This window comes from Paenibacillus sp. CR_12, assembly GCF_041953985.1.
Taxonomy (GTDB): domain Bacteria; phylum Bacillota; class Bacilli; order Paenibacillales; family Paenibacillaceae; genus Paenibacillus_AQ; species Paenibacillus_AQ lautus_A.
The window spans coordinates 614,207-626,937 of record NZ_JAVFHO010000002.1 but is presented as its reverse complement, the minus strand read 5'-3'; the positions used below and the strand labels follow the sequence as shown (position 1 = coordinate 626,937).

The following is a 12,731-nucleotide window of genomic DNA, read 5'->3' as shown; positions in this document are numbered from 1 at the left end:
TTCAGGAGGGGACGCATATGTATCAGATCATCACAGGTGGCAACTGGCCGGTTATGCTAACGCCGTTTACGGAGCAGAACAATGTGGATTACGAGGCCTTGGAGCGCCTTATCGATTGGTATATCGAACGGGGGGCAGACGGACTCTTTGCCGTCTGTCAATCCAGCGAAATGTATACATTGACTCTGGAGGAGCGCGTATTGATTGCAGCCTTCGTCAAAGCGAAGGCTGCCGGCCGGGTACCGGTCATTGCATCGGGTCATGTATCGGATGCGTTTGAGGACCAGGTAACAGAGCTGAACGCCATGGCCGAAACCGGCGTCGACGCCGTCGTACTAATCACGAACAGGCTTGCCGCCGCTGAGGAATCCGATGATGTGTGGCTGGCGAATCTCGATAAGCTGCTCGGGCGTTTACCAGAACAGGTCCCCCTCGGATTATATGAGTGTCCAGCCCCGTATCGGCGGCTTCTGACGCCCGAGATGCTGAAGAAATGCTCCGATACCGGACGCTTCAGGTTTATCAAGGACGTGAGCTGCGACCTGCAGCTGATCGGGGATAAACTCAAGGCGGTCCGGGGCGGAAGTCTGAAAATCTTCAACGCCAATACGGCGACGCTTCTGGACAGCTACCGGCTCGGCGCTTTCGGCTTCAGCGGCGTGATGGCCAACTTCCACCCCGAGTTGTATACATGGCTGTTCAGGAATTGGGAAAGCCAACCGGAAGCGGCAGGGGAACTGTCTGATTTTCTTAGTGTGTCGTCATTTCTTGAGAAGCAGCTCTACCCGGTGAATGCCAAGTATTACCTCATGCTGGAGGGCATACTGACAAACTATCGCTGCCGTTCGAAAAATCATGAGGAATTCAGTGCCACCCAACGGCTGGAGATCGAGCAATTATACCGGGTGTCCAAACAATATGCCCGGAAGTATCCCGTTTTTACTTAAAGCGATATCGGAAAAATAACGTTGAAGAGTAAAGTCGCCTACCATGGCGGCTTTTTTAGTATTGTTAATTCAAGATTGTCTGCTTGGATACAGCTTCCACAGGATTTCATTTTGCCAAACGAACTGAAGAGTGATTATACTATAAGAATGGATTGATGCAGCAAACCAGTTATGGTAAATAAAGGTGGTCTCATATGGCTAAATCCGACCGGTATACGTATCAAAATAAAATGAAGCACATGGTCACCGACCTGCGCCAACAAATTAAACGCGGCACTTACGCTCAAGGCGAATATCTACCATCGGAGATGACCCTGATCGAGCTGTATGGACTGAGCAAAAATTCAGTCCGGCAGGCGCTGGATCGGCTGGTTCAGGAAGAATTGATCGTGAAAGTGCCTCGCGTAGGCACCCAAGTAGTTGCAGCTTCCCGGCAAACCCGTAAGATTCGTTTCGGTTTGTACCCTTCCCTATATGCGGAGGCCGAAATGGAAGATGTGCTCGCCTTATTTCAGGAGCGGCATCCGGGGGTGGCTGTGGAGATTGTGGACCTTCCCTACGAACATCCGGAAAGCATCGCCAATCTGATGAGGCTTGGCATTGTGGATGTGCTGTCCGTCAACATCCAGGATATGATGCATTTTCAGGAGAACGGCAGTACCGGTCTGTTTTACCGTCAGGAGCCGCGCGCGTCTACTTATACTTTTTTGCACAGCCCGTTCATGGATGCCGAAGGCCGGCTGGCGGCGCAGCCGTTCATTCATTCTCCCGTCCTCTTGGCCTACAATAAAGAGCATCTGCGGGAAAAGCGCCAGTTTGAGCCGGACAGCAGTTGGGGCTGGGACGATCTCCAGCGAATGCTGCGTGAGCTGAGAAGCCCCGGGCGCTACAGCCTGGCCTTGCAATTGTACTCGTTGAACCGCTGGCCGATATTCCTCATGCAGCGAAGGGGCAATGCTGAGATTGATGCTTCGTGGAGCCGTGCGGTCGAGGGGCTGTCTTGGCTTCGCGGATTGATTCACGAGGACGGCATGTTCCCGCTGGCCTTGGCCCAAGGGGCTTTTGAAGCAGAGAAGCTGTTCCGCGAGCAAAAGGTCTCTGTCATTCTGACGACCTATTATCTGCTCAACCAGCTGAAGGGAGCGACCTTTGATTATGACGTCGCGCCGCTGCCGCATTTTGATCATGGGACAACCCTGCTATTGGGCACCGGAATCGGGGTCAGCGCGTGCTCCAAGGAGCGGGAGCTGGCCCAGAGCTTTGCCGATTTCCTAGTCTCTGACGAAGTGCAGGAATACATTCGCAGGCATACCTACAGCATTCCGGCGAACCGTTACATCACCGAGAACGTAGATCCGGAGATGGAAGGCCGGCCGTCCCGTCTCAACCTGCATCGAGAAATAGCCCCGCTGTATAAGACCTGCAGAGATGTAGGGCTTAGCCTGGACGAGATGCTGCTGTTCCGGGAACGGCTGAAGCAATATTTCTCCTACCTTGTAGACGAAAGGGAACTGATATCCGTGCTGAGCAGGAAAACGGCAGGAACCTAAATGGTTACGAAAGCTGCGACCGATGAGGTCGCGGCTTTTTTTTGAGTTATCGTTTTCCATTTGAATAACCAGATAAGAACCAGTTGACAGACGGTGGGGTGTATGCTAAATTCTTTGCGAACATATGAACTACATAAATACCAGAGAAGCATGAACAACACTTCATAACGGAGGAGGGATGCCGCGATCCTTGCTAGGTAAACGCTCGAGTTGCCCTTATAGGTCGGTCCATTTGATTGATTTGGCAGTACATTCCATACCAGAAACGAGGATGAATTGATGAACGTTACCCACAGCAAATCTCAAGCGAAGAAGGGACTCCGTCATCTATGTCTCGCCATTTGCATCACATTGCTGACTGCGGTTTTCTTCCCGGCAAGCGCCTCGGCGGAAATCGGCAAAACTTACAGCGACCCTATCGATTTGGGCTCCCCGATGCAAAGCGTTGCCATATATGACGGGGCCTTTGGCATACAAGACGGACGGGAGGTTATTTATACGACGGTGTCCGGCAAGCCGGCTATTTTTCATGTCATTGATCTGAAAACCAAAGAGGTGCTGAGCACGCATCCGCTTACGGGTTCCGAAAGCTCGTGGACGCATTTGACGACCCCGGACGGCACGGTGTATATCGGGGGCAACGGCACGCTGTACGCCTACTCTCCGGTCACGAAACAGCTGAAAAATCTGGGCGGCATCGGTGAGCAGGTTGTGTACGGCCTGTCTCACGATGAACAGGGCCGTGTCTACTTTGGTTCTTACCCGAATGCGAAAGCGGGCCGATACGATCCAGCTACAGGGGAAATGAAGGACTACGGCATCGTAGGCACGGGCCAAAGCTACAGCCGTTCCACGGCATATCATGGCGGATATCTGTATGTCGGCATCGGGATTGAAGGCAGCATTGTAAAAGTGAACGTAGCGACTGGGGAGAAGGAAAACATCCAGCTTCCGTCCTATAACGGAGCGGTAGACATCGGTATGGTGAACCAGCTGGACGTTGCGGGCAAATATTTGGTTGCCGGCATCGGCAAAGGGAACAGCGGGCTTCTGTTCTATGACCTGGAGCTGCAGCAATGGAGCGATACCTACCATCTGAACAATAAAGGCATCCGCCTCTCTTACGGGCCGGAGGGCAGCAATAAAATCTATTTCGTCCAGAATAACCATCTGATGGAAGTGGATTTGAATACCCTTGCTGCTGTTGACACCGGCGTCGTGTACGGAACGTTCCTGCGCAATACGGCCTGGGTGGAGGTGCCGAACGATCCGGATCTACCGGGTGTTTCGCTTGCAACCGTTCAATTCGGAGGCAGCGTCGCTTACATGAATCTGACGACCAAGCAGGTCAAAGCCGTACCTTATCCGGTGAAAGGCAATCCGATTCCTGTTCAAACCATGGAGAACGGTCCGGATGGACGGCTGTTTATCAGCGGTTACCCTGGCGGCACAGGGTCCGCGTATTCCATCGACACCGGAACCTTCGAGACCTTCCCGATGGGTCAGTCGGAGGGCATGGTCGCCATGAACGGCAAGATGTATATGGGCGTATATCCGGGTGCGGATATTTTCGAATACAATGCGGAAAATCCGACCCAGCGCAAGAGCCTGTTCAAAATTACCGGTCAGGACCGTCCGTTCATCATGAGAGCAGCGGAAGGTAAACTGTTCATCGGCACCATTCCGGATTACGGCAAGCTGGGCGGCTCCCTGACGATCTATGATCCGGCGAACGGCAGCCAGTATACCGAATTCAAAAACGTCATCAACAATCAATCGATTGTCGGCATTGCGGTAAAAGACGGCAAGGTATATGGCTCAACCACCGTTGCCGGCGGGCTGGGCATCACGCCTTCCGAACCGGCTGCCAAAATGTTTGTCTGGGATATCGCGACGGGCAAGGCGGTGAAGGAATGGGTTCCTTCTATTGAAGGTGCTTCTCCAACGCCGCATATTATTAGCGGAACCAGCTTCGGTCCGGACGGACTGCTGTGGGCGGCTTACGACGGGACGCTCTTTGCCGTAGATCCGGATACCCTGGAAATCGTAAAAAGCAAAACGATATACGAAGGCGTGGAGAAATACGGCAACTGGCGTCCGGTGTATATTCGCTGGAGCGAGGACGGCCTCATGTATCTGACGCTTGCCGGTCACGTCACCGTGGTTGACCCGGTTACGATGGAGTTTCAGACGCTGGCGGAATCCCAGCATGTGAATCTCGGACACGACGGCCATATTTACTACACGAATGATACGCAATTGATGAAGATTGAAGTGTCGGATGCTGCAGCATCGGATACGATTGGGGCACTGATGGACGATGTTCAGTCCTGGAAGCAACAAGGCGATATCAGCCATCCGCTGAGCCAGCAGATCGGCAATGCGCTGAAACAAGCGGAGCTGAAGCAGAAGCAAGGGAAGCAGGAACAGGCCGTGAAGCACCTGAATGATGCGCTCAAGCACCTGAATAAAGCTAAAATCGGCGGGATAACCGAAGAGAAGCGTTCGGAAGTGAAGCAGCGCATTCAAGCGTTCATTGATGAATGGTCCTGATTGAATCAAGGAGATGGTGGTAGGTTGAAATTACCGCAACCATAACGGAATTTTTCATGACAAAAGTCGCCAAACTGGCGACTTTTTTTGTTCCTGCGATGCAGGTGCTTACCTTTGGACGATAAGAAGAGAGACGAACCTATCAACACAGCCGTCTAAGGTGATGGCTTATTGTTAACCGAAGCCAATGAAGGAGATTTGTGTGTTAATATAGTAACGTGTTTAGCTGAGGAGCTGAGGGGCATTCGGTCGGTGAACTTTTGATACCAGAACCTTAATAACCAGCTTAACGGCGAGAAGGAGAAGGGTACATATGGATAAGCAGGCTTATGCACGGTATCTGCTCAACCTGATGGATGAAGAAGCAGATTCCGATGAGGCCGTGATTGAAGAAGCAGCGTTATATGGATATTTTCAAATGTATATGCCTAGCGGAAAAGGGGTGGAGGCCACTTTTGAGCCGCTTGAGGATGGACATGCTTACTTGCGGCGGATTTCCCGGATTTACGAGATGCTGGACCCGGAGGATTTTACCGGAGGAACAGTGCCGGCCTATTTTAACGGCAAAGGGGATGAGGTATCCGAGGACGTATTGAGAGGTTATGGCGAGCAGTTTATTCGGGAGTTAAAGCAGCTGCTGGATATTTTTGCGAAATGGGAACGTGCAGCGGAAGCGGTCGCCTACCTGGATGGAATCGAAAAAATCGAGCTTCTTCCTCCAGGGAAAATAGACAGCGTTCGCGAATCCTATGATCCCGATGTCTATGAGGCGCTGTCCGAAGTGATTATTGAGCACAAAAACGAAGAGGAGCCTATAGAGATTCTGGATGAGGCTTATTATTCGATTGCCTGCGATTACTGGATCTCCTACTATTTGCAGTGGCACCGTTACGGGCTAAAAGGAGACCCGTTCGCGCCGTATTTCGAGCTGCACAGGTTAGGGTATTCGGCTGTTTTCTCAGGCGAGAAGCTGTATATCGGCACATAGCATAGAAGGAGGAGAGAAGAAGTCTTGATGACAGCGGCCGAGATGTTTTCGATGATCAGCGCAGGCAGCTTTTTTGAAAATGTCTTTGATAAAGAAGTGGATTGGAATGCCGAATTAGATGTGCGGGACACGCATGAATTTGACTCGGCATGGAATTCATGTTACGAGAAATTGCATGAACTTTGTCCCTCTGAAAGTCAGACAACCCGAGATATTCGGGAATATGCATTCAAGCAAACGTTCAGGATCACACGGAATGCTGAACTGGCGGGTTATGTATCCGATGACTGGGGCCTGATTTCCACGGCGCTGGAGAACAACATTCAGATTGAATTTCTCAATAACCTATGGGACTCCTATCTTAAAGGGAATTTTCCAACATGATCCTAAAAATGAAAATGCAATGTTCATTAGACGGGCTAGCAGACACTTGAAATAGGAAGTGGATGCCCCGATACCAAGGATATACCCGATAACGTGGTCGTCAGGGCAATCCAGCCAGGGTGATTAAGGAAATCGAAATCCGAATGACGGAAGCGTGAACCGGAAAATGTCCATGAAGGGGATGTAGAATGGAAGCTAATCAGAGAATCCGTTTGGCAATTGAAGAATCGATCCAATTCCTTGAATCTACTTCGCAATGGGAGACGGCTCACGGCGAGAACAGCCGCCATAAATGGGATGGAGCTTGGTGGCATATGGCCGCTCTATATGAAATGGGAGAGGTGAGACTGATCCCGGAATCAGTTATCGCCAGGGCTAAACATCTACTCGAAACCCAGGTTTGGCGGACCTTCGTCATTACAGCCGATGACCAGCCAACCAACGAAAGTGACCGGTTGAAGATGGATTGCTGCCATTGTGAACTTGCCGTATTCTATATGATTCTGAAAGCGTATGGCTGTGATGTGGACACGGAGCTGCCCTGGATTCGCGAATGGCTCTTAAAGCATCAGCTGCCCGACGGCGGATTGAACTGCGAGCCGGAAGCTTACATTCATTCAAGAAAAAGCTCTATCATTTCAACGCTTCCCCCGCTGGAAGCGATCTTATGGCATACAGACCGTGAATTCACCGAACAGGAAGCCGCTTTCTTGGATGAAGGCGCCCGGTATTTGATCGAGCATCGTCTGGTGTGTTCGAAACAGCATGGCGGCGTTCTGGATATGGATTGGCTGAAGCCCTGCTTTCCGCGTTTTTTTGAATATGATATCCTACGCGGGATGTCCTTCTTGGCAGAATGGTCCCGGCGCAGAAACAAAGCGCTGCCGGTCGACCTGCTTGTGGAAGGTGTGGAACGATTGAAGATTTACATTGAAGAGGATGGCTTGCGGATCGGCAGGCAGGTCCATGATCCACATGGCCCTTGGGGTGGGCAAACCTTCCCCTTGTTAGAAGCATTAGCCGGACTGGGTGAGGTCTCGCCTTATTTAACCGGACAATTGGATCGAATTATCGAACGGTTGGGACCGGCATTTGCCTATGCCTAACACAGGCTTCAGTATTGCCACACTAGTCGAATAGCATTGCACCAGGAGCACGCAGCCTTCTTTCAAAGCGGGAGGAACTCAACATGGTGCCAAATAAGTCGCGGAAATCGCGGCTTTTTTTGTTATTAGCTTGTTCTAATGTCGCCGTATTCCGGAAGTACTGGCATTGGGCAATTCACCTATATAGGCAACGGCAATATAATGTAGTATTTCTTTTAAGCAAAGGAGAGCTACCATGTACAAACTCACTTTAACTGCGGCTAAGAAGTTATTGGAAACTGCTGAACACCAAGCACGACAAATGGGTCTTAATTCTGATGTAGCGATCGTTGATGAAGGGGGGAACCTCATTGCTTTTCATCGGATGGATAACGCGAGAATAGCAGGCATCGATATCGCCATTGGCAAGGCTTGGACCAGCGTAGCGATGCAAATGCCGACGGCGAATTTAGCGCAATCTGCGCTTCCGGGCGGAGCTACATTTGGCATTAATACAACGAATCAGGGTAGAGTCGTCATACTTGGCGGAGGGATTCCGCTCGTTCACGAAGGCAGGGTTGTCGGCGGCATTGGTGTAAGCGGAGGAACTAGCGCACAAGACATCGATGTAGCCAATGCCGCTGTGCAGGCGTTCGAAAATATGAGATATCAAGAAAATCAATATTTAAATGCAAGGATCGGTACAATCCAGCAATCATTTACTTATTAACGGGTTCCATGCATCGACGGTAAGGGCAGGCTGCTTCCGTTCAAGAAGGAGTCTATCATCATCCAAGCTATGAGTAGTGACTTACATCGCGATTACCGGAACGGGAAATGTCGAAGAGCTAACATATGTCTACTAAAAAACCACGATGATCGTGGTTTTTTAGTGTTTGTAATAACACGAATAAACTTATAAATACTTATTGTTTGTTTTTAAATGCTTATATATACTTATAAATATAATGCAAATGCTTAAACAGAGGAGGAATGAGATGTGTTCCAAGAAGAACGACTCGTAAAAATCCTGGATTATTTAAAACAACATAAAACGATGAGTGTTGGCGAGATATGCTCGTTTTTTCAAGTGTCGCGGGATACCGCACGCAGGGATATTGTCAGATTAGTACAAGAAGGAGTGGTTGTTCGAACACACGGAGGGGTAGCCTTGCCTGATCTGCAAAAGGAACTGACTTCATATCAGGAACGACTTATTGATGAGCCCACAGGCAAGAACGTGATCGGCAAGCATGCCGCTAAACTGATTCGGGACCACGAAACGGTATTCTTGGACGTATCTACGACCGTACAATTTGTTGCGGAGCATATTCAAGCGAAACAGATAACAGCGGTTACGCACTCCATAGATAATGTAGGGATACTTTCCAAACGAGAAGATCTGAGCATCTACGTGCTCGGCGGTTATCTGCATACCCAAAATCGATTATTATACGGTCCTTCCGTCATCGATAAAATCAGTGAAATCCGCGCCGACAAAGCGTTCATCGGTGCGACGGCAATCCAGACTGACGGACTCTATTATCCATATGAAGACGATGTCCGGGTGAAGAGGGAGATGGCCCGGCGCTCGGATCAGGTCATACTTGTTGCGGATCATACCAAATTCACGGTGAAATCAAGGTTCAAGCTGGACTTTGATCATGTGGATATTATTGTAACCGATCAATCGATCCCCGCTGACATACAAGAAATATTAGACCAGAAAAATATTACGCTCATAGAATGTCAGACTCATAATCCACAGGACGGAGTTGAGCCATAATGAACAACAAAATCATTCAACATGTCAAAGTCCACCTGCCTCATCAAATACTTCCTTCTGCAACGGTTTGGATTTCGAACGGAAAGTTGAAGAGAATAGAACCAACGCAAGAAATTGAAACAATCGAAGGCGATGCTGAACGGATTGATGGAAACGGAATGTGGCTTATACCGGGGATGATTGATGTTCATATCCATGGGGCCAATGGCTATGACATGATGGATGGAACCGAGGACAGCATTCAAGAAGTGTCACGCGCTTGTGCGGCAACCGGCTGCACCTCGTTTCTGGCAACTTCCGTGAGTTCTACGATAGAGGATCTGTTGAACATGATCCGCAGCGTAAAAGCTGTCATCGGACGAGAACAAGGGGCAAGGATCGCCGGCATTCATTTGGAAGGCCCTTATTTGAATCCGAAGCGTAAAGGGATGCAAAACGAGAAATATCTTCGCCACCCGAATCTGGAAGAAATGAAGTTGATTATTCGGGAAGCGGGCTCGCTGATCAAAATGGTAACGATCGCCCCGGAATTGCCTGGAGGCTTGGAGCTTATATCCTTTCTGAAAGAGCAGGGTGTCGTGATTGCCGTAGCTCATTCCGATGCTACTTACGAGGAAGCAAAGCTGGCTTTTACAGCCGGAGCGAGTCATGTAACCCATTGCTTTAACGGCATGAGACCGATTCACCATCGAGATCCCGGACTGATTGTAGCCGCGTTCGAAGAACCGCATGTAAGCCTGCAAGCGATTGTCGATCAAGTCCATCTTCATCCGGCCATTGTCAGATTAATGCATCGTCTCAAAGGGCCGGAAGGCATGGTGCTTATTACGGATGCGCTTCAGGCGATGGGATTAGGTGATGGAAATTATATGTTTGGTGGTCATCACGTCACCGTTTCCGAGGGGATTGCCAGGCTTGCGGATGGCACTTTAGCATCGAGTACCGTAACTATGAATGAAGCGTTGCGTCTGACCGAAGCCAACGGCATTTCGATGGAGGATGCCGTGCGCATGGCTTCAACAACGCCTGCCCATATTCTAGGTTTATCTCGCAAAGGAAAAATCGAGGTTGGATACGATGCGGATCTCGTTCTGATGGATGAAAGGTATCAAGTGCAGTGGACGATGATTGAGGGTAACATGTACCAATGAAGGACACGTAACTTCTTATTCATTCACGCATTATCATACGACAGACAGGGGGCGCCCCAGGTCAATGGACCTTTTGGGGCACTCCCTTTTTTTGCATCCAAAACTTTAACAGCCTTTTAGTGCGATATAAATAGATACAGACAATTCAGTCTAAGTCGATTCGATCTTAAGAGCACGCCCTTCGGGTATATGCGCAGGCTGATCATGAACGATGCTTCCATCTTCTAGATGAAGCCATGTTTCAAAGCTCCGCTGGCCTTCCGTTAATTGGATCACCCTTGCTCCAGGTTGAAATGGTCGATCCAGATAAGCATTGCGGGACGTACGACCATAACAAAGACGGATTCCATGCAGCGTTCCCCAGAAATCGTTCCCATGGTCATGGCCTACAAAAGTTCCAACGATATCGCCCATTTCCAGCATGGCCGCAAAAAATCCGGTATTGATGAGCGGTGCGCAGCAATAGGCGTCTAACTTCTGTCCGTAACAGACCGAGAAATCCCAGATATCATTGTATTCCGGCAGAGGAATATGAAAGAAGCCGAGTGAAGGGAGGGGCTCACCTCCGTTTCTAGCGGTCAGACGATGAGACGCTTCCGTATACCATGCGATCTGACTTCGGCGAATCCAGTCATAGAATCCAACCCGCAGATGCTCAAGCGGTGAGTAGCTCCCCGAATCCAGAAAAAACAAGGCGGCTGCCGGCTGGTGAAGCCCGTCCAGAATTTCAAGCACATAATTGCCTACCCCGTGGACATTCGGCGGATCGGGCTGTGCATAACAGTACCGATGTGATAGCTGGAGATAGTGCAGCTGCTCACGAGTCATTTCAGCAGCTTCGGAATCATGATTGCCGAATACGGCGGCCCATGGAATGTGCATTTCTTCGGGGACCGATACCGCATCTTTAAAAGCTTGAATGGGATTCGGACTTTTATTGCTTGCAATGACATCCCCGGTATAAATCACCAAATCCGGCTGTTCCTTCTCCAGAATTCTCTTCATCATGGCCTTCATCTGCATTTCTTCCTCATCCGGTTCACAAAATTCCGTGTCGGTAAACTGTACGATCTTAAACGTGCCATTCGACTTAAAATGCAATGATTTTCTCATTTGCGCCAACACCCCTTATTCATACCATCTGTACGGATCTTCATATGAGCCATGACAGCGATTACGCCCCTAGCATAATGAGTCTGGTTGAAGCTGTCAATTGCCATTTGAAGCCGGGTGAGAAGAAGTCACCATTGTGGTATCAGAAAGTCATATGGATAGTGGTTGACCGGAAACATCGGTTATAGAATGAGGATGTAAAGGTTTACATGACGTGATAAGAAGGGGCTGGAACATGAGGGGTTCGTCTCATTTACAAAAGAGGCTAAAGAAGTATAAGTGGCTGCTGCTAATGACATTGCCGGGGATCGTCTACTTGTTCATCAACAACTATGTCCCCATGTACGGCGTGATTCTAGCATTCAAAAACTATAATTATGTCGATGGTATATGGGGAAGTGCGTGGGCAGGGTTCGATAACTTCAAGTTCTTGTTCAACTCACAGGATGCGTACATCATTACTCGGAATACCTTCCTTTACAATTTCGTTTTTATTGTGCTCAACCTGGTGTTAGCCGTTCTGGTAGCGCTGCTGATTAATGAAATTAAGGATAAAGCGATCAGCCGGTTCTATCAAAGCACATTCCTGCTGCCGCATATCATTTCGATGGTCGTGGTCGCCTATCTGGTCTACAGCTTTTTGAACGTGGATAGCGGTCTTGTGAACAGATTATTGATCAATTGGTTTGGTTCTGAGGCGGTATCTTGGTACGGGGAACCGAAGTATTGGCCTTACATCCTGGTCATCGTCAATGCATGGAAGAACGTTGGTTATCTATCCATCATCTATTTCGCTTCCATTATCGGAATAGACAAAGAATATTATGAAGCCGCCACAATTGACGGTGCAACCAAGTGGAAGCAGATGACCCGGATCACCATCCCGCTTATTTTGCCAGTCATCACCACCATGACCCTGCTCGCCGTCAGCGGCATTCTGCGGTCGGATTTCGGATTGTTCTATCAGGTACCTATGAATACAGGCGCTTTGATCCCGACCACGAATACCATCGATACCTTTGTCTATCGTGCCATGATTCAATCCGGAGATATCGGCATGTCGACAGCGGCTGGATTCTATCAATCCGTCGTTTGTTTGGTGCTCATCCTGGTAGCGAATACGGCAGTAAGGCGCATTAATAAACGCGACGCTTTATTTTAACAGAGAGGGAGG

General features: G+C 49.4%; 11 protein-coding genes. 10 read left to right on the top strand and 1 reads right to left on the bottom strand.

Annotation, left to right across the window (positions count from 1 at the left end):
- Nucleotides 1-17 precede the first annotated feature (17 nt).
- The 9 genes from RB297_RS06475 to nagA all read left to right on the top strand — a co-directional run bounded on the left by RB297_RS06475 (nucleotide 18) and on the right by nagA (nucleotide 10,444).
- Complete coding sequence (locus RB297_RS06475; protein ID WP_375120080.1) at nucleotides 18-947, top strand: dihydrodipicolinate synthase family protein; 930 nt, start codon at nucleotides 18-20, stop codon at nucleotides 945-947.
- Between the two features lie 194 nt (nucleotides 948-1,141).
- Nucleotides 1,142-2,497, top strand: coding sequence for an extracellular solute-binding protein (locus tag RB297_RS06470; RefSeq protein WP_192571591.1), 1,356 nt, complete (start codon nucleotides 1,142-1,144; stop codon nucleotides 2,495-2,497).
- Between the two features lie 279 nt (nucleotides 2,498-2,776).
- The gene (locus tag RB297_RS06465; RefSeq protein WP_375120079.1) at nucleotides 2,777-5,050 is read left to right on the top strand and encodes an FIMAH domain-containing protein; all 2,274 of its coding nucleotides are present in this window, start codon (nucleotides 2,777-2,779) and stop codon (nucleotides 5,048-5,050) included.
- Between the two features lie 313 nt (nucleotides 5,051-5,363).
- Nucleotides 5,364-6,038, top strand: coding sequence for a hypothetical protein (locus tag RB297_RS06460; RefSeq protein ID WP_375120078.1), 675 nt, complete (start codon nucleotides 5,364-5,366; stop codon nucleotides 6,036-6,038).
- A gap of 27 nt (nucleotides 6,039-6,065) precedes the next feature.
- Nucleotides 6,066-6,422 (top strand): hypothetical protein, encoded by a 357-nt coding sequence (locus RB297_RS06455; protein WP_375120575.1) that lies wholly within the window; start codon nucleotides 6,066-6,068, stop codon nucleotides 6,420-6,422.
- A gap of 188 nt (nucleotides 6,423-6,610) precedes the next feature.
- Nucleotides 6,611-7,528 carry a prenyltransferase/squalene oxidase repeat-containing protein gene (locus tag RB297_RS06450; protein WP_375120077.1) on the top strand — a complete coding sequence of 306 codons (918 nt, stop codon included), beginning with the start codon at nucleotides 6,611-6,613 and terminating at the stop codon, nucleotides 7,526-7,528.
- 235 nt (nucleotides 7,529-7,763) lie between these two features.
- A complete protein-coding gene (locus RB297_RS06445) occupies nucleotides 7,764-8,237 on the top strand; it encodes a GlcG/HbpS family heme-binding protein (protein WP_096774095.1) in 474 nt (157 codons plus the stop codon).
- A gap of 270 nt (nucleotides 8,238-8,507) precedes the next feature.
- Nucleotides 8,508-9,293, top strand: coding sequence for a DeoR/GlpR family DNA-binding transcription regulator (locus RB297_RS06440; RefSeq protein WP_096774094.1), 786 nt, complete (start codon nucleotides 8,508-8,510; stop codon nucleotides 9,291-9,293).
- The gene (gene nagA / locus RB297_RS06435) at nucleotides 9,293-10,444 is read left to right on the top strand and encodes an N-acetylglucosamine-6-phosphate deacetylase (RefSeq protein WP_375120076.1); all 1,152 of its coding nucleotides are present in this window, start codon (nucleotides 9,293-9,295) and stop codon (nucleotides 10,442-10,444) included. Before RB297_RS06440 ends, nagA begins: the two co-directional genes overlap by 1 nt.
- A 150-nt stretch (nucleotides 10,445-10,594) precedes the next feature.
- Here nagA and RB297_RS06430 read toward each other — a convergent pair whose 3' ends face one another.
- Nucleotides 10,595-11,557: a metallophosphoesterase family protein gene (locus RB297_RS06430; protein ID WP_375120075.1), complete on the bottom strand. Its 963-nt coding sequence runs from the start codon at nucleotides 11,555-11,557 to the stop codon at nucleotides 10,595-10,597.
- Between the two features lie 235 nt (nucleotides 11,558-11,792).
- Between RB297_RS06430 and RB297_RS06425 the strand changes: the two genes are divergently transcribed.
- Nucleotides 11,793-12,719 carry an ABC transporter permease gene (locus RB297_RS06425; protein WP_375120074.1) on the top strand — a complete coding sequence of 309 codons (927 nt, stop codon included), beginning with the start codon at nucleotides 11,793-11,795 and terminating at the stop codon, nucleotides 12,717-12,719.
- Nucleotides 12,720-12,731 lie beyond the last annotated feature (12 nt).

What these genes read in the sequence shown, in the direction of transcription:
- RB297_RS06425 (WP_375120074.1), top strand. Translation starts at nt 11,793, where the DNA reads ATGAGGGGTTCGTCTCATTTACAAAAGAGGCTAAAGAAGTATAAGTGG.
- RB297_RS06475 (WP_375120080.1), top strand. Translation starts at nt 18, where the DNA reads ATGTATCAGATCATCACAGGTGGCAACTGGCCGGTTATGCTAACGCCG.
- RB297_RS06445 (WP_096774095.1), top strand. Translation starts at nt 7,764, where the DNA reads ATGTACAAACTCACTTTAACTGCGGCTAAGAAGTTATTGGAAACTGCT.
- RB297_RS06460 (WP_375120078.1), top strand. Translation starts at nt 5,364, where the DNA reads ATGGATAAGCAGGCTTATGCACGGTATCTGCTCAACCTGATGGATGAA.
- RB297_RS06450 (WP_375120077.1), top strand. Translation starts at nt 6,611, where the DNA reads ATGGAAGCTAATCAGAGAATCCGTTTGGCAATTGAAGAATCGATCCAA.
- RB297_RS06455 (WP_375120575.1), top strand. Translation starts at nt 6,066, where the DNA reads ATGACAGCGGCCGAGATGTTTTCGATGATCAGCGCAGGCAGCTTTTTT.
- RB297_RS06430 (WP_375120075.1), bottom strand. Translation starts at nt 11,557, where the DNA reads ATGAGAAAATCATTGCATTTTAAGTCGAATGGCACGTTTAAGATCGTA.
- nagA (WP_375120076.1), top strand. Translation starts at nt 9,293, where the DNA reads ATGAACAACAAAATCATTCAACATGTCAAAGTCCACCTGCCTCATCAA.
- RB297_RS06465 (WP_375120079.1), top strand. Translation starts at nt 2,777, where the DNA reads ATGAACGTTACCCACAGCAAATCTCAAGCGAAGAAGGGACTCCGTCAT.
- RB297_RS06470 (WP_192571591.1), top strand. Translation starts at nt 1,142, where the DNA reads ATGGCTAAATCCGACCGGTATACGTATCAAAATAAAATGAAGCACATG.